Raw genomic sequence first — 24,411 nt, 5'->3', positions numbered from 1 at the left:
ATGAAACGCACCGGCGTGGTGATCGGCGTGCTGGCCGGCGTGCTGGCCATGGCCTCGACGGTGCTCGCCGCGTGCGGCACCTCGTCCGGCCCTCCCGCCGGGGCCCCTCGCGGCCCGGCCCTGACCGCCGACTTCAGCCACACCGGTCCTGGCGCGCTGATCTCGGCCGAGAGGCTCGTCGACCTCGTTCAGCCGCTGCGGGACCGGAGCTCACTGGCCGCGCGCATCGTCTACGAGTCGACCTCCGGCATCAACGACAGCCATTCCCTGGTCAGCGGGACGGTGTTCGTGCCCAACGGCGAACCGCCACCGGGCGGCTGGCCGGTCGTGTCGTTCGCCCACCCGGCGACGGGCATCCAGTCGCGCTGCGCACCGTCGGCTTCGCCCAGCCTGATGGGGTCAGCGCCCGACGTCGTCGCGCTGCTCGACGCCGGCTTCGTCGTCACCGCCACCGACTACCAGGGTCTGGGCCTTCGGGACACCGATCATCCGGCGGCCGATCGGAGCATCGGGCCGTTCAACGGATACCACCCGTTCCTGGACTCCACGACCGAGGGCTACAACGTCATCGACGCAGTTCGGGCGGCACGCACGCTGGTTCCCGCGGCGTCGACGTCGTTCGCCGCGTACGGCGTCGGGCAGGGCGGCCAGGCGGCCTGGGCCGCCGACGAACTGGCCGGCGACTACCGCGGCGGGCTCACCCTGGTCGGTGTGGCCGCGGTGCGTCCCACGGCCGCGCTCGACGGACTGGCCGACGCCGCGGCGGCCGGCACGCTGACCAAGGACCAGCAGACGACGCTGCAGCAATTCCTGGCCGCGCTCGGCCACGAGTACGGCGACTTCCCCCTCGACGCCTACCGGCACGGCGCGGCCAAGCGGGACTGGGACGTCCTCTCGGCGTGCTGGGGGTCTGCCGTGGCCGACCGCGCCCGCGCCGTCGACCAGATGGGACCCGACGACCTGCGGCCCGACGGTCCGGACGCCACTCAGGTGCTGCGTGGTTACCTGCGGAAGACGTCGCTGCCACAAGCCCCCGCGGCCGCGCCGATGCTCGTCGTGCCCGACGGCCCACAGGGACTGGTCTCGCCGGACCAAGCCGCCGCGGCGGTCGCCGCGGCGTGCGGCATGGGCGACGTGATCACCCAGGGCCCGCCGGACGCCGACCCGGTCGCCTGGTTGACGGGTCGCTTCTCCGGTACCACGGCCCAGAACGACTGCCCGGCGCCCACGGCCGGCTGAGCCACGCAGTGAACGTCTCCCTCGTTCACGGCTGGGTGCCGGTCGTCCTCCAGGCGTTGACCCTCGCCGTCGTGCTCGCCGCGATCGGCTGGCGGTCACGAACCTGGCGGCTGAGGTGGCTGCCCGTCGCCGCGGCGGCGGGGGTCGCCGTCGCGCTCGCCTGCCACTGGATCGTGACCGACCAGGGGCTGGCCGACGACCCCGCCCCCGTCCTGCTGTGGGCGTGGGTCGGCGTCACGGCGCTGGCCGTCGTGGTGGCGGTGGTCGGCTGGCCACGGACGCGTTGGTGGCGGCGGGTGGCCTCGGTGCTGGCGATCCCGCTGTGCGTGGCGTGCGTCGCAGTGCTGGTCGACGCCTGGACGGGTTACCTGCCGACGCTGACCGACGCGTTGGGCCGCGTCACCGGGGCGCCGCTGCCGACCCAGACCGACGAGGCCGGGGTTCGGGACATGCTGCAGCGTCACGTGCACCCGGCGGCCGGCACCCTGGTGTCGGTCCGCATCGGCGCCGACGCCTCGGGGTTCCGGCACCGCGACGAGCTGGTGTACCTGCCCCCCGCCTACTTCGCCGGTGACACTCCGCCTGGGCTGCCCGCCGTCGTGATGGCCGGGGGTGAATTCGGGCATCCCGTGGACTGGCCCACCCTGGGAGGCGCCCGCCACACTGCGGACGCCTTCGCCGCCGCGCACGGCGGCAACGCTCCGGTACTCGTCTTCGTCGACACCAGCGGGGAGTTCGACGACGACACCGAATGCGTGAACGGTGTGCGCGGCAACGCCGCCTACCATCTCACCAAGGACGTGGTGCCATTCGTCGAGACGCACTTCGGCACCAGCACCGACCCCTCGCGGTGGGGCTTCGTCGGCTGGTCCGCCGGCGGGACCTGCGCCCTGGTGACGACGCTGACCCATCCCGAACTGTTCTCGAGCTTCGTCGACGTGGACGGCGACCTCGGCCCGACGGCGGGTTCGCATCAGCAGACCGTCGCGCGGTTGTTCGGCGGTGACGAATCGGCGTTCGCGGCCTTCGACCCGGCCACCGTGATGGCGACACACGGCCCGTACACCGGGGTGGCGGGATGGTTCGCAGTGTCGACCGCGGGGACGACGTCCTACCATCCCGCGGGGGGTGTCGCACCATCAGGACCGCCCGATGCCGGCGGTCCCGACGGCCGCCTCGCAGTGGCGTCCTACCTGTGCCCCCTGGCGAGTTCGTACGGCATCGCCTGTTCGGTCGTGCCCGCGGCCGACGGCCACGACTTCGGCGCGGCGGGCCGAGCCTTCGCCGCCGCGCTGCCATGGCTGGCGGGCCGGTTGGGTACGCCCTCGGCACCCGCGGTGCCGTTGCCCGGTGGCGCCCCCGCCGCGTGAGCGCGACCGCGCGCGACAGGTCGGTTGGACGCGGTTTACCGATGGGTAAGCTGGACCGACGCTTGAGAGAGGAAATCATGACTGACCGCGTGACCGTCGGAAGTCTGCGAGTGGCACGGGTGCTGCACGACTTCATCACCAACGAAGCGCTGCCCGGTACCGGTGTCGACCCCGACAGCTTCTGGGCGGGCGTCGACAAGGTCGTCGCCGATCTCGCTCCCCGCAACGAGGAACTGCTCGCGCGTCGCGACGAGCTGCAGGCACAGATCGACAAGTGGCATCGCCAGCGCGTCATCGGACCGTTCGACGCCGCGGAGTACCAGACGTTCCTCACCGACATCGGCTACCTGCTGCCCGAGCCGGAGGACTTCACCATCACCACCTCCGGCGTCGACGAGGAGATCACCAGCACCGCCGGTCCCCAGCTCGTCGTGCCCGTGCTCAACGCACGGTTCGCCCTCAACGCCTCCAACGCGCGGTGGGGTTCGCTCTACGACGCGCTGTACGGCACCGACGTCATCCCCGAGACCGACGGCGCCGAGAAGGGCGGCGGCGGTTACAACCGGGTGCGCGGAGACAAGGTGATCGCCTACGCCCGTGGATTCCTCGACGAGGCGGTGCCGTTGGCCGACGGCTCCTGGGCCGACGTCACCGAACTGAGGATCGAGGACGGACAGCTGGTGCCCGCGCTGGCCGATCCGTCGGCGTTCGTCGGATACACCGGCGAGCTGGGCTCGGCGTCCTGGTCGGTGCTGCTCGAACACCACGGTCTGCACGTCGAGATCCTGATCGACCCGGACTCCCCCGTCGGCTCGACGGACCGGGCGGGCATCAAGGACGTCGTGCTGGAATCGGCCGTCACCACGATCATGGACTTCGAGGACTCCGTGGCCGCGGTGGACGCCGACGACAAGGTCCTTGGTTATCGCAACTGGCTGGGCCTCAACCGCGGCGACCTGACCGAAGAGGTCAGCAAGGGCGACAAGACCTTCACCCGCGTCCTGAATCCCGACCGCACCTTCACCACCCCGGACGGTGACGGCGAACTGACCCTGCCCGGACGCAGCCTGCTGTTCGTGCGCAACGTCGGGCACCTGATGACCAACGACGCCATCGTCTTCGAGGACGGTTCGGAGGTGCCCGAGGGCATCCAGGACGGACTGTTCACCGGACTGATTGCCATGCACGGCCTCAAGGACGACGAGCAGAACGGCCCCCTGGTGAACAGCCGCACCGGGTCGATCTACATCGTCAAGCCCAAGATGCACGGACCCGACGAGGTGGCGTTCACCTGCGAGCTGTTCAGCCGGGTCGAGGACGTGTTGGGGCTGCCGCAGGCCACCATGAAGGTCGGCATCATGGACGAGGAGCGCCGCACCACGGTGAATCTCAAGGCGTGCATCAAGGCCGCCGCCGACCGGGTGGTGTTCATCAACACCGGCTTCCTGGACCGCACCGGTGACGAGATCCACACCTCCATGGAGGCAGGCCCGATGGTGCGCAAGGGCACGATGAAGAGCCAGCCGTGGATCAAGGCCTACGAGGACGCCAACGTCGACGTCGGTCTGGCGGCGGGCTTGTCCGGCAAGGCGCAGATCGGCAAGGGCATGTGGGCCATGACCGAGTTGATGGCCGACATGGTGGAGCAGAAGATCAGCCAGCCCACGGCCGGCGCCACCACCGCGTGGGTGCCGTCGCCGACCGGCGCGACGCTGCATGCGATGCACTACCACCAGGTCGACGTCTTCGAGGTGCAGAAGGAACTCGCAGGCAAGAAGCGCACGACGCTCTCCGAACTGCTGACCATCCCGCTGTCGGCGGAGCTGGCGTGGGCGCCCGACGAGATCCGCGAGGAGGTCGACAACAACTGCCAGTCGATCCTCGGCTACGTGGTGCGCTGGGTCGACGCGGGTGTCGGCTGCTCCAAGGTGCCCGACATCCACGACGTGGCACTGATGGAAGACCGTGCGACGCTTCGCATCTCGAGCCAGCTGCTGGCCAACTGGTTGCGCCACGGCGTCATCACCGCCGACGACGTCAAGGCCAGCCTGCGCCGGATGGCGGCCGTGGTCGACGAGCAGAACGCCAAGGATCCCGACTATCTGCCGATGGCGCCCGATCCCGAGGCCAGCATCGCCTTCGAAGCGGCCCAGGAGCTGATCCTCGCGGGGGCCGCGCAGCCCAACGGCTATACCGAGCCGATCTTGCATCGCCGCCGTAGGGAGTTCAAGGCTCGTCACGCCAACCGGTGACTAGGATTCGGCGGGTTCGAGTGACCACGAGACTCAACGAGTACAGGGGTTAGGAATGGGCAGGCACAGCATTCCCGACCCAGAGGATTCCTCCGAGGCGGGACGGGGCGCCGGCGACGAACGGCCGGACGCTCCACATGCGGATCAGTACCCGGAGTACGACGAGTACGACGCCGACGACTCCGATTACGACGAATCGGAGTACGACGACGCGGATTACGACGACGCGGATTACGACGACGGGTACGACGATCCCGAGCACGGCGTCGCAGGCGCGGACCCTGGCGACCATGGTGGCGGCTACCCGCGTCTGGAGGATGGGGAGGCCACCACCACCAAGTTCGCCACGACCCCGGGCGCGCCGAACCGGCGGGACTGGGAAAGCAGCGAATGGACTGGCAGCCACCGGGCCATCACCCCCAAGCGCCGCGGCATCAGCGTCGGGGTGATCGTGGCTCTGGTGACGGTCGTCGTGGTGGTCGGCGCCGTCATCGCGTGGCGCTTCTTCGGTGACGCGCTCTCGCAGCGCTCCCAGGCCGGCGCCGCACGATGCGTCGCCGGTGAGGTCGACGTCGCGGTCGTGGTCGACCCGTCGATCGCCGACCAGATCACCCCCCTGGCCGACGAATTCGGCCAGTCCGCCGCTCCCATCGGCGACAAGTGCGTCAAGGTCGGGGTCAAGGCCGCCGACTCCGACGCGGTGGTCGACGGTTTTTCCGGCTCCTGGCCCGGTGACCTCGGGCAGCAACCGGCGCTCTGGATCCCCGCCAGTTCGATCTCCGAGGCTCGCGTGGAAGCCGCTGCCGGACAGAAGACCGTCAGCGACAGCCGCTCGCTGGTGACCTCACCGGTGATGTTGGCCGTCCGTCCTCAGCTGAAGAGTGCTCTCGGACAACGCAGTTGGGGCGCCCTGCCCGGCTTGCAAGCCAACCCCACGGCGCTGGACGGGCTCGACCTGCCCGGATGGGGTTCGCTCAAGCTTGCGTTGCCCCTGACCGGAGACGGCGACGCCACCTATCTGGCGGCTGAAGCCGTCGCCTCGGCGGCGGCACCGCAGGGCCAGCCGCCCACCGCCGGTTCGAGCGCCATCGCCACCCTGCGCGCCGCACAGCCCAAGCTGGCCGACGACAAGTCGTCCACCGCGATGGACGCGATGCTCGACGCGGACGACCCGGCCACCGCCGACGTACACGCCGTCGTCGCCACCGAGCAGCAGATCTTCCAGCGAGGCTCGCAGGCCGACGCCAAGGACAAGCTCGCCGCATGGCTGCCGTCGGGGCCGACCGCGGTGGCCGACTACCCCACCGTCCTGCTGTCCGGCACCTGGCTGAGCCAGGAACAGATCAGCGCGGCAAGCGAATTCGCACGTTTTCTCCGCAAACCCGAAGCGCTGGCCGACCTCGCGGCAGCCGGGTTCCGCGCCGACGGCACCACGCCCCCCAAGAGCGACGTGACCGACTTCGGCTCGCTGCCCGCCGCGCTGTCGGTCGGCGACGGCGGCGTGCGCGCGACCCTGGCCAACCTGGTCAGCGCGCCGGCTCAGAACCCGGCGGCCACCGTGCTGCTCGACCAGTCGATGACCACCGACGAGGGCGGCAAGTCACGCCTGGCCAACGTCACCGCCGCGCTCACCGCGCGACTGCAGGCACTGCCGCCGACCTCCGCGGTCGGGTTGTGGACCTTCGACGGCGTCGCCGGACGATCGGAAGTGCCGATGGGACCGCTCGCGGACCAGATCGGTGGCACGCCGCGCTCACAGGTGCTGACCACCAACCTCAACGGTCAGGTGGCCAGCAACGGTGGCGCGGTGTCCTTCACCACACTGCGCCTGATGTATCCCGAGGCCGTCGCCAACTTCCGTGAGGGACAGCCCAACTCGATTCTCGTCATCACCGCCGGACCGCACACCGACCAGTCGCTCGACGGCCCTGGTCTGCAGGACTTCATCAAGCAGACCTTCAACCAGGCCCGACCCGTGGCGGTCAACGTGGTCGACTTCGGCGCCGATCCCGATCGCAGCACCTGGGAAGCGGTCGCGCAGACCACCGGCGGGGAGTACCAGAACCTGGACAGTTCGGCCGGACCCGAGTTGACCGCGGCCCTGACCGCAGCCCTCGGCTAATCCCCGCGAGCGCTAGGCGAAGGCCTCCACCGGAGGGCACGAGCAGACCAGGTTGCGGTCGCCGTAGGCGCTGTCGATGCGGCGCACGGGCGGCCACACCTTGGGCCGGAAGCCCTTGCCCATCGGGTAGGCCGCCTGCTCCCTGGTGTACGGGTGGTCCCAGTTCTCCACCAGTAGGCACTCGGCGGTGTGCGGGGCACCGCGCAGCGGGTTGTCGTCCTTGGGCCAAGCCCCCGAGCCGACCTGGTCGATCTCGTGGCGAATGGAGATCATCGCCTCGCAGAACGCGTCGACCTCGGCGAGGCTCTCGCTCTCGGTGGGCTCGACCATCAGCGTGCCCGCGACGGGGAAGCTCATCGTGGGGGCGTGGAAGCCGTAGTCCGCCAACCGCTTTGCGACGTCGTCCACGGTGACGCCGGTGGCCTTGGTGATGCCACGCAGGTCGAGGATGCACTCGTGGGCGACCATGCCGTTCTCGCCGGTGTAGAGCACCGGGTAGTACTCGTCGAGCCGACGGGCCACGTAGTTGGCCGACGCGATCGCCGTCAACGTCGCGGCCCGCAGCCCGGGCGCCCCCATCATGCGGATGTAGGCCCACGTGATGGGCAGGATCGACGCCGACCCGTACGGCGCCGCCGACACGGTGTAGGTGTCGGTCAGCTCGTCGGCCAGCGGGTGACCGGGCAGGAAGGGTGCGAGGTGGCTACGCACCGCGACCGGTCCGACTCCGGGTCCGCCGCCACCGTGCGGGATGCAGAACGTCTTGTGCAGGTTGAGATGGCTGACGTCGCCGCCGAACCGCCCCGGCCGGGCCAACCCGACGAGCGCGTTGAGGTTGGCACCGTCGACGTAGACCTGACCGCCGACGTCGTGCACCGCCGCGCAGATCTCCTCGACGTCGTGCTCGAAGACGCCGTGCGTCGACGGGTAGGTGATCATCAGCGCGGCCACGGCGTCACCGTGTTCGGCGATCTTGGCACGCAGGTCGTCCAGGTCGACGTCGCCGTTCTCGCGGCACGCGACGACCACGACGCGCATCCCGGCCAGCGCGGCCGACGCCGCGTTGGTGCCGTGCGCACTGGACGGGATCAGGCAGATGTTGCGCTGCTCGTCACCGCGGCTGAGGTGATAGGCCTGGATGGCCAGCAAGCCGGCGTACTCGCCTTGGGAACCCGCATTGGGTTGCAGTGACACGGAGTCGTATCCCGTGAGCTGGGTCAGCCAGCCTTCGAGGTCGGCGATCAGCTTGCGCAGCCCCGGCGCATCCGAGGCGGGTGCGAAGGGGTGCTGCTTGCCGAACTCCGGCCACGTGATGGGTTCCATCTCGGCGGCGGCGTTGAGCTTCATGGTGCACGAGCCCAGCGGAATCATGCTGCGGTCCAAGGCGATGTCCTTGTCCGACAGCGACCGCAGGTAGCGCATCATGTCGGTCTCGGTGCGGTACTTCGTGAACGCCGGGTGGGTCAGGAACGTCGACGTGCGGGTCTCGATCTCGGGTCCCTGCCAGTGATGACCGCCGCGAGTGGCCCCGAAGGCGGACAGGACGTCCTCGACGTGGGCGGCTGTGGTGGCCTCGTCACAGGAGACCGACACGTGGTCGGCGTCGACCCCCCACACGTTGACGCCCCGCTCCTTGGCGGCGGCACGGACGGCCTCGGCGCGACCCGGCACGCGCGCGAGCACGGTGTCGAAGAACGCGTCGTGGACGACCTCGACGTCGGCCTCGGCGAGTGCGGTCGCGATGGCGAGCGCATTGCCGTGCACCTTGTGGGCAATGGCCTTGAGTCCGTCGGCGCCGTGGTAACTGGCGTACATGGCCGCCATCACCGCGAGCAGCACCTGAGCCGTGCAGATGTTGCTGGTGGCCTTGTCACGACGGATGTGCTGTTCGCGGGTCTGCAACGCCAGGCGGTAGGCCGGCGAACCGTCGGCGTCGACGGAGACGCCGACGAGACGGCCGGGCAGCTGCCGGGCGTGCTTGGTGTGCACGGCGAGGTATCCGGCGTGCGGTCCCCCGAATCCCATTGGGACGCCGAATCGTTGGGTGGTACCGAAGCCGACGTCGGCACCGATCTCACCGGGCGGGGTGATCAAGGTCAGGGCCAGCAGGTCGGCACCGACGGCGACGAGAGCGCCGCGTTCGTGGGCCTGCTCGACCACGCGGCTCCAGTCCTGGACGCGTCCGCTGGCGCCGGGAAGTTGTACCACCACGCCGAACAGTTCGCCGTCGGCCAGGTCGGCAGGCACGCCGTCGCTCAGATCGACCGTCACGATCCGGATGCCGAGCGGGGCGGCCCGGGTGGCCAGCACGGCCGCGGTTTGGGCGTAGACGTCGGAGTCGACGAGCAGCGTGTTGCCGGACCCCTTCACCGCACGGTGCATCAGCGTCATGGCCTCGGCGGCGGCGGTGGCCTCGTCCAGCATGGACGCATTGGCCACCTCGAGGCCGGTGAGCTCCTCGACCATGGTCTGGAAGTTGAGCAGCGCTTCGAGCCGGCCCTGGCTGATCTCCGGCTGATACGGGGTATATGCGGTGTACCAGGCGGGGTTCTCGAGGATGTTGCGCTTGAGCACCGCCGGGGTCAGCGTGTCGAAGTAGCCCTGCCCGATCATCGACACGGCGACGGTGTTGGTGTCGGCCATCGCGCGCAGTTCGGCCAGCGACTGCTCCTCGGTCGCCGGCGGCGGCAACTGGTCCAGCCCTGGGGCCAGCCCGTCGGCGGTCAGGGCGTCGAGAATGCCCGCCGGAAGCGCCTTTTCGGCAAGCTCTCCGAGGGTGTCCACGCCGATGACTCGGAGCATGGTCGCAACGGCGTCGGCGTCCGGACCGATGTGCCGGTCGGCAAACCGAGGCTGGTGATGATCATGGGTCGAACCGGACAAGAGAGAACCCCTCACACGTCAGAGCGTGGAACCGCTTGCGGTCCTCCCCCTCTGTCGTCGACCCGTCGCGGGCGCCTGAGAGATTCGGCCGTCGGGCCTTTCCCCATGGGCGGGTGAAGTCGAGCTCACCACTTTCCAGAGGCATCGTGGCTCCGTGCGGTCCGGGTGCCTGAGAGGTTGACGGAGAGGTGTTGCTCCTTCGGCGTCCATGGCTGGCGGCCACGGAACTCTCCCGCACGGGGGCGATGCGAATCCGAGTCTACCCGCCGGGCGACGACGGGGCCCGATCAGCCAATCTTGCGGTCGCGGTGCTTGCGTCGCGAGGCGAGTTCGTCCTCCGGGCTGGAGATGGACTCCCCGCCGTCGGCCCGTTCGCCGGGGAAGTCGGCGATGGCGCCGGTGAGTTCGCGCATGGCGCCCGACACCGCGATGCCGAAGACGCCCTGTCCGCCTTGGAGGAGGTCGACGACCTCTTCGGCCGAGGTGCACTCATAGACGGTGGTGCCGTCGGAGAACAGCGTGATGTTCGCCAGATCCTTCACACCCCGCTGGCGCAGGTGGTCCACGGCGACGCGAATGTTGTGCAGCGAGATGCCGGTGTCCAGAAGTCTCTTGACGATCTTGAGGACCAAGATGTCCTTGAAGGAGTAGAGCCGCTGACTGCCCGAACCCGCCGCGCCGCGGATGGACGGCACCACCAGCGACGTCCTGGCCCAGTAGTCGAGCTGACGGTAAGTGATGCCGGCGATCTGGCAGGCACTCGGCCCGCGGTAGCCCACTAGCTCGTCCGGTACGGAGTCGTCGGGGAACAGTCCTGCCTGCACTGCTTCGCTAGGGGCGGCCGAGACTGCCGGCTCCGGTGTGCCGCTGGAGGTGAGGTCCAACTGCTCCTGACGTGGCGTGTCGCCCACTGCCCATCCTCTCGCCGATCGAACTGGATCTGTGCGTGGCAGTCATCAACGACGACTCAACACGTTTGCTCCGAGCTCTCGAGTATGTCGAGCATACGCTTCCTGCCCGGCACTCACTGCCCCTCGTAGCGATTCAAAGTATGGCCGCCTCCGACGCGGATCGACGAAACCAGCTCCGCGTGTCGAATGCGTGAGACTCATCCGTGACTATCGGTCTCAGGTCGCCTTGAAGTCGTCGGGAGAGACGCTGTCGAGGAACTCCTTGAACTTCTCCACCTCGTCCTCGCGGACGGCGCCGGTGGACTCGTCGTCGGACTCGTCGGGGATCAGCAGACCCGCCTCGGCCAGGACGGCCTCCTCGACGTAGATCGGCACCCCGGCCCGCATGGCGATCGCCACCGAATCCGACGGGCGCGCCGAGACCTTGATGTCGCGGTCGAAGATCAGGTCGGCGTAGAAGGTGCCTTCCTGCAGGTCGACGATCCGGACCTCCTTGAGCGAATGCCCAAGGGCGGTAATCAGATCCCGGATCAGGTCGTGGGTGAGGGGCCGTGCCGGTTCGACCCCCTGCTGTTCCAGGGCGATGGCCTGCGCCTCGGTCTGCCCGATCCAGATCGGAAGATAACGGTCGCCGTTGGACTCTCGCAGCAGCAGGACCGGCTGATTCTGCGGCTGTTCCACGCGAATGCCGATTACTCGAACCTCGCCCATCTATGTCTGCCCTCCGCGCCTGAAAGCCGGTCGTCAGACCGTCGAACCGAGTCTAATCCTCAGCGATCGAGTACGTCGCGCACGGCGGATTTGATCAGCGACGTGTGCAACGTGATGGCCAGTGCGGCGACCTCGCGCGCGACGTCGTCGGCGCGGTCGCGGGCACCCGCCTTCCTGGTCTTGTCGATGGGCCCGGCGATCTGGGCGATCAGATCGGACTGCCGGTCGGCAGCAGAACGGAACGCCCGAAGGTGCCGGGGTTCCACGCCGTAGTCGGCAAGTGCCTTGGCGCATTGCGCGGTGACCACCATGTGCTCGTCGAAGAATCCGCCAGGACCCGACGTCACGACACCGGCCTTGATGAGGGCACCGAGGAGGTCCTCGTCGACGCCCGAGCGCGACAGCAGGTCTTCGCGGCTCAGCCGGACCTGCGCCGGTGCGACCGCGGCGGTGTCGTACGCACCGTCACCGTCGCCGGAGACCTGCACCAATCGCGGTACGCCGTAACTGGTTCCGGTCTCGGGAAGGGCACCGTCGGGCTGTGCGTCGAGCTGGGACTTGATGACCTTCAGCGGCAGGTAGTGATCACGCTGCGCCGTCAGGATGAACCTCAGGCGTGCGCAATCGTAAGCGGTGAACCGCCGGTACCCCGACCCCGAGCGCTGGGGCGTGACCAGTCCTTCGGCTTCCAAGAACCGAATCTTGGAGATGGTCACGTCCGGAAAGTCGGGTCGGAGCGATTCGAGGACCGCTCCGATCGACATCCCGGCAAGCGCTGGGGTGTCGGGCGCCGTCATCAGCTGCCGGCGCCGCCGTCGTCGTCGCCCTTGGGTCCGGTCAGGAAGACCAGCCGGAACTTGCCGATCTGGACCTCGTCGCCGTTGGCCAGCACCGCGGAGTCCACGGGCTCGCGGTTGACGTAGGTGCCGTTGAGGCTGCCCACGTCGACGACCTGGAATTCGCTGGACTCGAGGCGGAACTCCGCATGCCGGCGGCTGACCGTGACGTCGTCGAGGAAGATGTCGCTGTCGGGGTGCCGACCGGCCGACGTCCTGGCCTGGTCGAGCAGGAACCGCGACCCGGCGTTGGGTCCACGCTTGACGACGAGGAGGGCCGAGCCCGCGGGCAGGCCTTCGACTCCCGAAACGGCACTTTCACCGCTGGTCGCTGGGGGGGCGTCCAATTCGTTGAGGAAGTCCGATCGGAAGACCGACGTCGTCTCGACCGTCACTTCCCCTTCGGACTGATCCGCTCCCGAACTGGTGTCGTTGTCCGTCACCCGGTGCTCCTTACTGGCTGCTGTGGCGATGGTTGGCAGACGCGCCGGCGTGACGCCAGCCGTCATGCATCTCCAGACGACCGTACCGCGCGGGGGTGGTCGCCGTGACATGCACTACCGGATCATGTCCGGATTTCTCATTCGTCGAGCGTGGCACCGTAGGCGTCGGCGTCGAGCAGGCCGTCGAGTGCCTCGGACAGCGCCCCGGCCTCGACCTGCAGGTCGATGAGCCAGCCGGCGCCGTAGGGGTCGGAATTGACCAGTTCCGGAGCGTCGGCCACTTCACCGTTGACCGCAACGACTTTGGCGGTGATGGGCGCGAAGAGGTCGGAGTTCGACTTGGTCGACTCGACGGTGCCGAATTCCCCACCGGCCGTGACCTCGGCGTCGACGTCGGGCAGTTCCACGAACACGACGTCACCGAGGGCCGCCTGGGCGTAGTCGGTGATGCCGACGCGAACGGTGTCGTCACCGGTCCGACGCACCCACTCGTGGTCTTCGGTGTAGTAAAGGTCGGACGGAATGTCGCTCACTGGGCTCCTCGTGTGTTCACTTGTCTGGCTGAGCGTATTGGCGGGGTTTCGGTTGCCGCAAGGCGGTCACGTTCACCACGTCCGCCTGAGACACCGACATTGTGCCGCCGACGCGTTCGACGCTGTCGACGGCCCCACCCGGGATGTTCATGGCCGCCGACAACGTCGCCGGATCGCCAATGGCGAGAACGGAATAGGGCGGGGACAGGGTGGTGCCGTCGAGGACCAGGGCCCCGGGGGATCCCACCACCCACGAGTCGACGCCGAGTCGCACCGGCGGCGTGCCTGCGGCACTGATCTGCATCGCCTCCGCACCTGCGGCCCGCAACTCGTTGATCACGTCGAGCATGGTCTCGGGCGACACCCCCGGCGCGACGTCGTCGATGGTGATCGTCACCCCCGGGCCCGTCGCCGCGACGGTCCCGATCAGGATCGACAGCGCGGCCAGCCGGGCGCGGGCGTTCTCGATGGCGGCCTGGTCGTCGGAACCGGAGGTGCGCAGCGATTCCAGGGTGCGCTGCAGGTCGGCGACCTCGGTGTTGAGCGCCGCCTCGCGCTGCTGCAGCGAATCGAGGAGCACGAGCAGGTCGGCCGGGCGGGCGGTCTCCAGGGAGTCACCGGACTCCGTTTGGCGGGCCTGGGTGACGATCGCGACACCCAGCAGCAGGCACAGCACGACGGCGAGCGCACCGAAGGCCAGCCGCCGGCGCGGCCGCGGGCGCGGCGCGTCGTCGGGCAGCTCGTGCCTGCCGTGTTCGGGCGGCGGTGCGTCGTCGGAGTCGGCCATCGCTCACGCCCCGAACAGCCTGCGCCGCAGCGCGGCGGCGTTGCCGAAGATCCGGATGCCGAGCACCACGATGATGGCGGTGGAGAGTTGGGTGCCCACCCCGAGCTGGTCGCCGACGAAGACGATCAGCGTCGCGACGAGCACGTTGAAGACGAACGACACTACGAAGACCTTGGCGTCGAAGATGCGCTCGAGGTAGGCGCGCAGGCCACCGAACACCGCGTCGAGCGCGGCGACGACGGCGATCGGCAGGTACGGCTGGATCGCCTCGGGCACGCTGGGGTGGAACACCAGGCCGAGGACGATGCCGACGACGAGTGCGGCAATTCCGATCATTTCGCCCCAATCTGCTTGGCGAAGTTGACCTCTCGCACGGAGCCGGCGGGCAACTTCAGGTCCTCTGCTTCGCTGACGTTGACGGTGACGCCGTAGGCCGCCTCTAAGATCCGCAGCCGCTGCAGGCCCGGACTCTGGTCGAACGAGTCACCCATTGCGTGCGGCGGCCCGATGGCGCGCACCACGTAGGGGTTGGCGATGGGCTGGTTGTCGACCAACAGGCCGCCGCCCGCCTGCCGGATCGTGACGTTGGGACCGATGCGGACGTCTCCGATGGCGATGGCCTCGGCGCCGCTGACCCACAACGAGTCGACGACCAGTTGCAGGTCGCGGTCGAGGATCACCTGGGGACTGCCGGCCACCCGCTGCTTGGACACGTCGCTCAGGTCGCGGGCCCCGCTGGCCTCGGTGACGGTGACGTTCAGTCCAGGACCGTGCACGGCGGTGGCCGCGGCGGCGAACTCCGCGACGTCGAGGTCGGCCAAGAGTTGGCGGCCCTGCTCGTCGCCGGCGAGCCGCTCCCGGCGTTCGGATTCGACCTGCCCGGCGAGGGCGTCGCGGCGCCTGGCGCCCGCCTCGTTCGCGCGTTCGGCGTTGCGCACCCCCGTGGCGAGCACCTGCCGGGTCTCCTGGGTCGCGGGGGCCACGGAGGTCGCCTGGGCGGCGGCCGCGGCGAACACCGCCGTCACCAACAGGCCTGCCAGGATCTGCCAGCCCCACGTCACCACGGGCCGCGGCGGGGCGGCCGTCGCGCGTCGCTTCGCCGCGGCGGCATAGCCGGGGTCGAGGTGCTCGGACAACAGTGACCTCAGCAGGGAGGGCACCGGGATCATCGTCGGGGCGCCCGCCTGGTGAGCGTTGCGTCCGGCGTCCGGGCTGTAGCCGCCGAGCGCACGCTCGCGGTCAGACACGTCCCCCGGCGGGCCGACGCGGCACCTGCCGCACCACCATCGCGGTCTGCAGCAGGTACAGCGCCCCCGACCACAGGTACATCGCCATCCCCCAGCCGAGGAAGGCCCACCCGATGGCCAGGATCACCCTGCTCCACAACGCATCCCATTGACCGAGCAGCACCAGCGGAAAACCCGACATCAACGCGAACGTGGCGGCCTTGCCGACGTAGGTGACGGTCAGCGCGGTCAGCCCACGGCTGCGCAGGATCGGCAGGGTCAGTGCCAACACGGCGTCGCGGCCGATCAACGTCGCGACGAACCACCACGGCACGATGCCGCCGACGGCCATGACCACCGGGACCACGAGCATGTAGATGCGGTCGACCGCCGGATCGAGCAAGGCGCCGAGGCGCGAGGATTGGTTGTCGAACAGCCGGGCGATCTTGCCGTCGGCCCAGTCGGAGAATCCACTGAACATGAGCACGCCGACGGCCCAGGCGTTGGCGTGCGCGACGAGCAGCAGGTAGATGAAGACCGGGACCAGGATCAGTCGCAACACGCTGAGCGCGTTGGGGATCGTCAACACGCGGTCCGAGAGGACCTCCCCCGCGTCCCCGGCGTTCATACCGATGAACCTAGCGGAACACCCCGGGCAGGCTCAGCGCAGACATGGAGTCCTCCGACAAAGGGTTGTCGTGAATCATGTAGGTCCACGTCGACGTCGGCCTGGCGAGCTTCGACAGATCCAGACCCTGCTCGTCCTCGGCGACGTTGGCGGTCTCGAAGGTCTGCTGGGCCGCCTCGATCGCGTCGGCAGCCAGGGAGGCGAACGCGTCGACGGCGAGGCGGTGGAACTCGTCGAGTGGGTTCTGCCTGCCCAAGGCTCGAAGGTGGATGCTCTCGCGGATGTCGGAGAGGTAGGCCTGATGGTCGGCCCAGCCGCGGTCGAGGTGGAAGAGCATGATCTTGCGGCAGATCGTCTCCAGCCGCTGCTCGTCGAGCTTCTCGAGCAGCTCCTCGTAGCGGTCCGGTGAGCGCTCGGCGAGTTCCTCGCGGGCAGTCGGCGTGCGCAGCAACGTGTTTCGACGCTCGACGAGGATGGCGCGCTGCTGGGCGACGAGCTGGTTGTAACGCCAGGTGTTGGCGTGCACGTCGAGCAACCGGCCCTCGGCGATGCGCTGGGCGTGCTCGAGCAGCTGGGCGGCCTTCGGATCTACGATGCGCCCGTCACCGTTCTCCTGGTCGGTGGTCCTCGGCAGCTTGTCCGGGTCCAGGTGCGAGACGACGACGTCGTCCTCCCAGCTGGAGAAGAACACCGACGAGCCGGGATCGCCCTGGCGGCCGGCGCGGCCCCGCAGCTGGTTGTCCAGCCGTTCGGTGTGGTGACGGCCGGTGCCGATGACGTGCAGGCCCCCGAGCTTGGCGACGTCCTCCTTCTCGGCCGAGTGGCTGTCTGATTCGGAGCCGCCCAGCCGGATGTCGGTGCCGCGGCCGGCGATCTGCGTGGACACCGTCACGGAGTTCAGCTGACCCGCCTCGGCGATGACGCGCGCTTCCTCTTCGTCGTTCTTGGCGTTCAGGACGACCGCGGGGACGCCCGCCTTGACGAGCCGCTCGTGGAGTTCCTCGGACTCGGCGACGTCGCGGGTGCCGACGAGGACCGGCTGACCGGTCGCGTGAATGGTCTTGATGTGGTCGATGACGGCGTCGATCTTCGCCGCGGCCGTGATGTACACGCGGTCGACGTCGTCCTCGCGGACGTTGGGCGTGTTCGGCGGGATCGGCGAGACGCCGAGCTTGTAGAACTGGCGCAGCTGTTCGCCGGCGGCCAGCGCGGTGCCGGTCATGCCGCACACCCTCGGGTACCGGTTGATGAGCGCCTGCACGGTGATCGTGTCGAGCACCTCGCCGGTCTCGGTGGTCTCGATGCCCTCCTTGGCTTCGACGGCGGCCTGCAGACCGTCGGGCCACCGCTGCAGCTGCGCGATGCGCCCCCGGGAGGCGTTGATGAGCTGCACCCGGCCGTCGCGGACGATGTAGTGCACGTCGCGCTGCAACAACACGTGCGCGTGCAGGGCCACGTTGATCTCGGTCAGCGTGGTGCTGACGTTCTCCTCGGAGTAGATGTCGACGCCACCGAGCGCCTTCTCCAGCTTGCGCGCCCCGGCGTCGGTGAGGTGCACGTTGCGGCGGTCGGCGTCGGCCTCATAGTCCTTGCCCCTGACCAGTTCGCCGACCATCCGGATGATCTCCAGCCGCGGCGTCTCCCGGTGGGTGGTGCCCGCCAGGACCAGCGGCACCAGCGCCTCGTCGACGAGCACCGAGTCGGCCTCGTCGATGAGCGCGACGTCGGGGTCCGGTGACACGAGGTCGGCGACGTCGGTGACCAACTGGTCGCGCAGCACGTCGAAGCCGATCTCGTTGACCGAGGCGTAGGTGACGTCGCAGGCGTAGGCGGCGCGCCGCTCGTCGGGGGTGGACTCGGCGGTGATCCAGCCGACGGTCAGACCCATCGCCTCCAGAAGGGGTCCCATCCACTCCGCGTCGCGTCGGGCCAGGTAGTCGTTGACCGAGATGACGTGCACGCTGCGCCCGGCGATCGCGTATCCGGCGGCCGCGATCGCACCGGCCAGGGTCTTGCCTTCGCCGGTCGCCATCTCGACGACGTCGCCGGCCAGCATGCGCAACGCGCCGAGGAGCTGAACGTCGAAGGGCCGCAACGTCGTCGCGCGCTCGGAGGCCTCCCGGGCGATGGCGAGGAACTGCGGGATGTCCGAGGAGTCGGCGAGCGCCTTGAGGTCGAGCAGTTTGGCGGCTTGCTTCAGCTTGTCGTCGTCGAGGCCGGCGGCCTTCTCGTCGAACTCGGACGACGCGCGCACCAGGTCCATCGACTGAGCCTGATTCTTGTCCGTACTGGCACCCAGCAGCTTCCAGAATCGGTTGCTCAACCGACCGGAGGTGCGGTCCTTCGTCTTCGGGGCGATCTTTGGCACGCGTTCACGGTACGCGGTAACTTGCCGCACACAGCGTCCTCGCCCGAGGCCGCGAAGGAGTGGCGATGAATTCGAACGGATTCGCTCCCTCCGTCGACTGGGGTGACGAACTGTTCGCCTCGGCGCTGTGGGTCCTCGAGGCATTCGTCGTCGCGGCGGTGTGCCTGGCGGTGATCCTGGTCCTCGTCGGCCGCCACACCGAGTGGGGCCGGCAGTTCTGGCGACTCAACGGCCCCTACTTCACCACCTCCTCCGCGCGGGTCACGGTGTGGCTGATGCTGGCCGGTCTGCTGCTATCTGCGGTGTTGTCGGTGCGGATCGCGGTGTTGTTGAGCTATTACGCCAACGACCTGTTCTCGTCGTTGCAGGTCGCGTTCGAGGGATCCGGTGATCCGGGCGCGGCACGCAGGGAATCCGGGGTAGACGGGTTCTGGCAATCGATGCGGATCTTCGCGGTGCTGGCGACCGTCGCGACCGTGCGGTCGCTGGTCGACCTCTATCTGATGCAGCGCTTCGCGATTCGGTGGCGGGTGTGGCTGACGCGGCGGCTGGTCGACGACTGGCTCGGCGGGTACGCCTACTACCGGGGGCAACTGATCAGCACCCCGATCGACAACCCCGACCAACGCATCCAGCAGGACGTCGACGTCGTCACCAACGGCACCGGGGAACCGAATGTGCCCTCCCACGGGTCGGGGAACACCTTGCTCTTCGGCGCCGTCGAATCGGTGCTGAGCGTCGCGTCCTTCGGCGTGATCCTGTGGAGGCTGTCGGGCCCGCTGACCGTCGCCGACGTGACGCTGCCGCGGGCACTGTTCTGGATCGTGATCGTCTACGTGCTGGTGGCCACGGTGCTGGCGTTCTGGATCGGCCGGCCGTTGATCCGGCTGAGCTTCCTCAACGAGTTCCGCAACGCCAGTCTGCGATATGCGATGGTGCGGATGAAGGAGGCCGCCAGCGCCGTTGGCCTCTACCGCGGCGAAGACGCCGAACGTCGGCTGTTGACTACGCGCCTGGACGCCGTCGTCGTCAACTACCGGCACTGGCTCAACCGGATGGTGGCGTTCCTCGGCTTCAACCTCTCGGTGAGCCAGGCCATCAACCCGCTGCCGTACATCGTGCAGGCACAGCGCCTCTTCGCCGGCCGCATCTCCTTCGGTGACGTCATGCAATCGGCGACGGCGTTCCATGCCATCCACGACGCGCTGTCGTTCTTTCGCAACGCCTACGACGCGTTCGCCAGCTACCGCGCCGCGCTGATCCGCCTCGACGGTCTGCAGACCGCCAACGAGGCCACCCGGGGTCTCCCCCGACTGACCGTCGGTCGCTCCGGGGGCGACGGTCTGCGCCTCGAGGGCGTCGACGTGCGCACGCCCGACGGGCAACTCCTGGTCGAGGCACTCGACGCCCGCCTCGACCCCGGCGAGAGCGTGGTGGTCACCGGCCCCTCGGGCAGCGGCAAGACCACCCTGCTGGAGAGCCTCGCGGGACTGTGGCCCCACGCGTCGGGCCGGGTCGAGTTCCCCGTCGCCGAGCGCGAGGTCATGTTCGTCTCCCAACTGCCCTACATCCCACTGGGCGATCTGCGCGCAGTGGTGTCCTACCCCCGCCCGCCCGAGGAGGTCGACGCGGCGGCCGTCCAGCAGGCCTTGGTGAAGGTGGCGCTACCGCATCTGGTCATTCGGATCACCGAGAACAAGGACTGGGCGCGGATCCTCTCGGTCGGTGAACAACAGCGCGTCGCGTTCGCGCGGATCCTCCTGCACCGGCCGCGGGTGGTCTTCCTCGACGAGTCGACCTCGGCGATGGACGAGGGCCTGGAAGTGATGCTCTACCGGCTACTTCGGGACGAGTTGCCCTCGACGATCCTGGTCAGCGTGAGCCACCGCGAGACCGTCGAGCAGCATCACGACCGTCAACTGGAGTTGCTCGGCGCCGGTGGCTGGCGGCTCGATCCGGTCTCCACCTCGACTTGACCCCTCTGACCGGCTGCCACCAGCTCGCCAAGGTACGTTCTCCCGATGACCGGAATGGACATGTGGACTCCGACGCTGGATTGGAGCAACGAGTGGCTCACGTCCGTGTGGTGGATCGTCAAGGCGTGGGCGATCGCCGCGGCGTCCACACTGATCATCTTGACGCTGATCGGCCGCTTCACCACCTGGGGTCGCCAGTTCTGGCGCGTCACCGGCGCGTACTTCACCGGCCGTTCGAGCATCGTGGTGTGGCTGTGGTTGGCGGGCCTGCTGCTGTCGGTCATCCTCGGGGTTCGGCTGTCGGTTCTGCTCAGCTATTACGGCAACGACCTGTCGACCAGCTTCCAAGTCGTGGCCGCCGGATTGGCGAGCGGCGACGAGGCGGTCAAGCAGTCCGGTAAGCACGGCTTCTGGTTCTCCATTGCCGTCTTCTGCGTACTGGCAACCATCTACGTCGCGCGGGTCATGCTGGATCTGTTCCTGATGCAGCGGTTCATCCTGCGCTGGCGCGCGTGGCTGACCGACCGGCTCACCGGGGACTGGCTCGACGGCAAGGCCTATTACCGCGCCCGCTTCATCGACGACACGATCGACAACCCGGATCAGCGCATCCAGACCGACATCGACATCTTCACTACCGGTGTCGGCCCGACGCCCAACACCCCGAACATCACCACCGGCTCGACCCTGATCTTCGGTGCCATCAACGCCGTCGCGTCGATGATCTCGTTCACCGCGATCCTGTGGAGCCTGTCCGGGCCGCTGACGCTGTTCGGCTTCACCTTGCCCAAGGCGATGTTTTGGATCGGGTTGGCCTACGTGGTCTTCGCCTCGGTGATCGCCTTCTGGATCGGCAAGCCGATCATCTGGTTCGCCTTCGACAACGAGAAGTTCAACGCCGCGTTCCGCTACGCGTTGGTGCGGTTGCGCGACGCGTCCGAGGCGGTGGCCTTCTACCGTGGCGAGATCGCCGAGCGCACGGGACTGCGGCAACGATTCGCCAAGGTGGTCGCCAACTACAAGCGCTACATCAACCGGATGATCGGGTTCTACGGATGGAACCTGTCGCTGAGCCAGGTCATTCAGCCGCTGCCCTACGTCTTGCAGTTCCCACGCTTCTTCGCCGGTGAGATCCAGCTGGGCGACATGACCCAGTCGGCGTCGGCGTTCGGCAGCATCCAGGACGGGTTGTCCTTCTTCCGCAACGCCTACGACCAGTTCGCCGGCTACCGTGCGGCGATCATCCGTCTCGAAGGCCTCGTCGTCGCCAACGAGGAGGGTCGGGAACTGCAGACCGTGACGACGGCAGCCTGCGTCGACGGAACCGTCGAGCTGGAGAAGGTCGAGGTTCGCACCCCCGACGGCAGGCAGCTCATCAATCCGCTAGACCTGCGGCTGGAAGTCGGCGACACCATGGTGATCACCGGCAAATCGGGTAGCGGAAAGACCACGCTGCTGCGCAGTCTGGGCGAACTGTGGCCCTTCACCTCCGGCACGCTGACCCGCCCCTGCGGGCCGAACGAGACGATGTTCCTGTCGCAGATGCCGTACGTGCCGCTCGGTGATCTGCGGGCCGTCGTCACCTACCCCGGCGAGGAAGGCTCGATCTCGGATTCGGAGTTGCAGGCCGTCCTGACGCGGGTGGCGCTGCCCCACCTCAACGACCGTCTCGACGAGGTGCAGGACTGGGCCAAGGTGCTCTCCCCCGGCGAGCAGCAGCGCATCGCGTTTGCGCGCATCCTGCTGACCAAGCCGAAGGCCGTCTTCCTCGACGAGTCGACCTCCGCCCTCGACGAGGGCCTGGAGATGACGTTGTATCAGCTCGTCCGCACCGAACTGCCCGAGATGATCCTGGTCAGCGTCAGTCACCGCAAGACCGTCGAGCAGCACCACGACAAGGAACTGCGCCTGCTCGGTGACGGCGAGTGGGAGATCACCGACGTCGGCGAGGAGCCCGAACCCGTTCCGGTCTGATGCTCCCGTGGGCCGGAGTAGCTTCCCTCCATGGAGCCGTTCACTCCGTCGCTGGACTGGGGCAATGAGGTCGTCGCGTCGCTGATCTGGGTGGCCAAGGCGTGGGCGATCAGCGCCGTGGCGATGCTGGCGATATTGGCCCTGCTTTCACGCTTCACCACGTGGGGTCGCCAGTATTGGCGCATCACCGGGCCGTACTTCATTGGCCGCCAGAGCATTCCGGTCTGGGCGATGGTCGGTGTCCTGCTGTTGTCGGTGATGGTGTCGGTGCGGATGGACGTCCTGTTCAGCTATTACGGCAACGACCAGTACTCCGCGCTGCAGGTCGCGTTCGAGGGCGCCAGCGCGGGTGACGACGCCGTCCGGGACTCAGGGATCCGTGGCTTCTGGTTCTCGATCGTGGTGTTCGCCCTGCTCGTCGTCGCGTACTTGGCGCAGACCCTGCTGGACCTGTATCTGATGCAGTTCTTCATCATTCGGTGGCGGGTCTGGCTCACCGACCGGTTGACCGGCGATTGGCTCGACGGCCGGGCCTACTACCGGGGCCGGTTCTTGGGCGAGGACGCGGTGGACAATCCCGATCAGCGCATCCAGCAGGACGTCGACGTGTTCACCACCGGCACGGGCCCGGAGACCAACACCCCGACCGTGGGCACGTCCACCACGTTGTTGTTCGGCGCGGTGTATTCGACGGTGTCGGTGGTGGCGTTCACGCCGATCCTGTGGAATCTGGCCGGGCCCTTGACCTTCTTCGGGGTGACGGTGCCCAAGGCGCTGTTCTGGATCGTGCTGCTGTTCGTGGCGGCCGCGACGGTGGTGTCGTTCTGGATCGGTCGACCCATCATCGGTTTGAGCTTTCGCAACGAGATGACCAACGCGGCATTCCGTTACGCCCTGGTGCGGGTGCGTGACGCCGCGGAGGCGATTGGCTTCTCGCGCGGAGAACAGGTCGAACGGCGCGGCCTGTCCGAGCGGTTCGGCAGGGTCGTGGCGAATTATCGGAGGTTGGTGTGGCGCGGGGTGGCGTTCCTCGGCTGGAACAAGGCGATGTCCCAGATCGTGGACCCGTTGCCGTTGATCGTGCAGGCCCCGCGACTCTTCGCCGGTGAGATCAACCTTGGCGACGTCAGCCAATCCTCGAGCGCCTTCCGGTCGGTGCAGGCGTCGCTGTCGTTCTTTCGCGCGGTGTACGACTCCTTCGCCAGCTACCGGGCCGTCATCATCCGCCTCGACGGACTCCTGACGGCGAATGAACGAGCAAGGGCGCTCGGAAGTTTGGCCGTGGAAACCAGCACCGACGGAGGGGTGGAGATCGACGCGGTCGACGTGCGTTCACCGGCAGGTGAGTCACTGGTCGACGGGCTCGCGGTGCGACTGGCTGCGGGTGGTTCGCTGGTCATCACGGGACCGTCGGGCACGGGGAAGACCACTCTGCTGCGGAGCCTCGCCCAGCTGTGGCCCTACACCTCGGGCACCGTGCGCTATCCCAGCAGCGAGGGCGCGATGTTCCTGCCGCAGCTGCCCTACGCCCCCTTGGGCGATCTGCGCACCGTGCTGTGCTATCCGTCGGCCGCGGAGTCGTTCGCCGATGACGACATTCGCGCCGAGCTGGATCGGGTGGCCCTGGGACATCTGGGGGCGCGCCTCGACGAGGTCTCCGACTGGTCGAAGGTCCTCTCCCCCGGCGAGCAACAGCGGGTGGCGTTCGTCCGGGTGCTGCTGAACGCGCCGAGCGCGGTGTTCCTCGACGAGTCGACGTCCGCACTCGACGAGGGGCAGGAGTTCGCGCTGTATCGTTTACTGCGCGAACGACTTCCGCAGTGCGTCGTCATCAGCACGAGCCACCGCAGCACGGTCGAACAGCATCATGACGGCCGGCTCGAGCTTCTCGGATCCGGCCGGTGGCGACTGGCCGCCACGACGTCGCACTAGCACTACCCGCCGACATCTTTGGCGGCTTGGTCGGGGTTGTCCACAGGGCGGGTTCTATTCACAGAATGCGTGTAGCAGAACCACTTTCGTCGGCATGACCTCACAATTCGCTATCAGCCAGGATATGCGGAAGCGCTCAGCGGCACGAAGGCTGACGCCGCGGCGGCACCTAGCACTACCCACCGACATTCTTGAACGCTCGGGCGGGGTTGTCCACAGT

18 protein-coding genes and 2 riboswitches are annotated in these 24,411 nt (G+C 68.3%); of the genes, 7 read left to right on the top strand and 11 right to left on the bottom strand.

The features are described from left to right. The 4 genes from H7K45_RS06005 (at position 1) to H7K45_RS05990 (ending at position 6,983) form a co-directional block, all read left to right on the top strand. Positions 1–1,239 carry a lipase family protein gene (locus tag H7K45_RS06005; RefSeq protein ID WP_263994866.1) on the top strand — a complete coding sequence of 413 codons (1,239 nt, stop codon included), beginning with the start codon at positions 1–3 and terminating at the stop codon, positions 1,237–1,239. An 8-nt stretch (positions 1,240–1,247) separates the two neighbouring features. Then, positions 1,248–2,609: an alpha/beta hydrolase gene (locus tag H7K45_RS06000; protein WP_263994865.1), complete on the top strand. Its 1,362-nt coding sequence runs from the start codon at positions 1,248–1,250 to the stop codon at positions 2,607–2,609. A gap of 77 nt (positions 2,610–2,686) precedes the next feature. Further along, positions 2,687–4,861, top strand: coding sequence for a malate synthase G (locus H7K45_RS05995; RefSeq protein WP_263994864.1), 2,175 nt, complete (start codon positions 2,687–2,689; stop codon positions 4,859–4,861). 55 nt (positions 4,862–4,916) lie between these two features. Continuing rightward, the gene (locus H7K45_RS05990; RefSeq protein ID WP_263994863.1) at positions 4,917–6,983 is read left to right on the top strand and encodes a substrate-binding domain-containing protein; all 2,067 of its coding nucleotides are present in this window, start codon (positions 4,917–4,919) and stop codon (positions 6,981–6,983) included. Positions 6,984–6,995: 12 nt separating this feature from the next. Here H7K45_RS05990 and gcvP read toward each other — a convergent pair whose 3' ends face one another. The 11 genes from gcvP to secA2 all read right to left on the bottom strand — a co-directional run bounded on the left by gcvP (position 6,996) and on the right by secA2 (position 18,300). Continuing rightward, complete coding sequence (gcvP, locus tag H7K45_RS05985) at positions 6,996–9,866, bottom strand: aminomethyl-transferring glycine dehydrogenase (protein WP_263994862.1); 2,871 nt, start codon at positions 9,864–9,866, stop codon at positions 6,996–6,998. A 41-nt stretch (positions 9,867–9,907) separates the two neighbouring features. Next, positions 9,908–10,013: riboswitch (glycine riboswitch) on the bottom strand. Then, positions 10,014–10,111, bottom strand: a riboswitch (glycine riboswitch). It abuts the riboswitch before it with no gap. A 42-nt stretch (positions 10,112–10,153) separates the two neighbouring features. After that, positions 10,154–10,777, bottom strand: a complete 624-nt coding sequence (locus H7K45_RS05980; RefSeq protein WP_263994861.1) for a MerR family transcriptional regulator — start codon at positions 10,775–10,777, stop codon at positions 10,154–10,156. Between the two features lie 216 nt (positions 10,778–10,993). Next, positions 10,994–11,488 carry a bifunctional nuclease family protein gene (locus H7K45_RS05975; protein ID WP_263994860.1) on the bottom strand — a complete coding sequence of 165 codons (495 nt, stop codon included), beginning with the start codon at positions 11,486–11,488 and terminating at the stop codon, positions 10,994–10,996. Positions 11,489–11,547: 59 nt separating this feature from the next. Then, the gene (gene ftsR, locus H7K45_RS05970) at positions 11,548–12,285 is read right to left on the bottom strand and encodes a transcriptional regulator FtsR (RefSeq protein WP_263994859.1); all 738 of its coding nucleotides are present in this window, start codon (positions 12,283–12,285) and stop codon (positions 11,548–11,550) included. Next, positions 12,285–12,767 (bottom strand): glycogen accumulation regulator GarA, encoded by a 483-nt coding sequence (garA, locus tag H7K45_RS05965; protein WP_263994858.1) that lies wholly within the window; start codon positions 12,765–12,767, stop codon positions 12,285–12,287. The genes ftsR and garA overlap by 1 nt, the downstream gene beginning before the upstream one ends. A gap of 137 nt (positions 12,768–12,904) precedes the next feature. Beyond that, entirely contained in the window at positions 12,905–13,300 is a 396-nt protein-coding gene (gene gcvH, locus H7K45_RS05960; RefSeq protein ID WP_263994857.1) for a glycine cleavage system protein GcvH, read from the bottom strand. Positions 13,301–13,316: 16 nt separating this feature from the next. Continuing rightward, positions 13,317–14,087, bottom strand: coding sequence for a DUF881 domain-containing protein (locus H7K45_RS05955; protein ID WP_263994856.1), 771 nt, complete (start codon positions 14,085–14,087; stop codon positions 13,317–13,319). Between the two features lie 3 nt (positions 14,088–14,090). Further along, positions 14,091–14,423: a small basic family protein gene (locus H7K45_RS05950; protein ID WP_149482834.1), complete on the bottom strand. Its 333-nt coding sequence runs from the start codon at positions 14,421–14,423 to the stop codon at positions 14,091–14,093. Then, positions 14,420–15,334 (bottom strand): DUF881 domain-containing protein, encoded by a 915-nt coding sequence (locus tag H7K45_RS05945; RefSeq protein ID WP_263994855.1) that lies wholly within the window; start codon positions 15,332–15,334, stop codon positions 14,420–14,422. Before H7K45_RS05945 ends, H7K45_RS05950 begins: the two co-directional genes overlap by 4 nt. Next, a complete protein-coding gene (locus H7K45_RS05940; protein WP_263994854.1) occupies positions 15,327–15,941 on the bottom strand; it encodes a CDP-alcohol phosphatidyltransferase family protein in 615 nt (204 codons plus the stop codon). The genes H7K45_RS05945 and H7K45_RS05940 overlap by 8 nt, the downstream gene beginning before the upstream one ends. A 10-nt stretch (positions 15,942–15,951) precedes the next feature. Next, a complete protein-coding gene (gene secA2, locus H7K45_RS05935) occupies positions 15,952–18,300 on the bottom strand; it encodes an accessory Sec system translocase SecA2 (RefSeq protein WP_263995085.1) in 2,349 nt (782 codons plus the stop codon). 74 nt (positions 18,301–18,374) lie between these two features. Between secA2 and H7K45_RS05930 the strand changes: the two genes are divergently transcribed. The 3 genes from H7K45_RS05930 to H7K45_RS05920 are packed head-to-tail and all read left to right on the top strand — an operon-like array spanning position 18,375 to position 24,191. Beyond that, positions 18,375–20,285: an ABC transporter ATP-binding protein/permease gene (locus H7K45_RS05930; RefSeq protein WP_263994853.1), complete on the top strand. Its 1,911-nt coding sequence runs from the start codon at positions 18,375–18,377 to the stop codon at positions 20,283–20,285. 54 nt (positions 20,286–20,339) lie between these two features. Beyond that, the gene (locus tag H7K45_RS05925; protein ID WP_263995084.1) at positions 20,340–22,259 is read left to right on the top strand and encodes an ABC transporter ATP-binding protein/permease; all 1,920 of its coding nucleotides are present in this window, start codon (positions 20,340–20,342) and stop codon (positions 22,257–22,259) included. Positions 22,260–22,289: 30 nt separating this feature from the next. Next, positions 22,290–24,191, top strand: coding sequence for an ABC transporter ATP-binding protein/permease (locus tag H7K45_RS05920; RefSeq protein ID WP_263994852.1), 1,902 nt, complete (start codon positions 22,290–22,292; stop codon positions 24,189–24,191). Positions 24,192–24,411: the final 220 nt, after the last annotated feature.

It is taken from the genome of Mycobacterium yunnanensis, assembly GCF_025823185.1.
GTDB lineage: Bacteria > Actinomycetota > Actinomycetes > Mycobacteriales > Mycobacteriaceae > Mycobacterium > Mycobacterium yunnanensis.
Note: the sequence above shows the minus strand (reverse complement) of the source record. Positions and strands in the feature narration are given on the sequence as shown.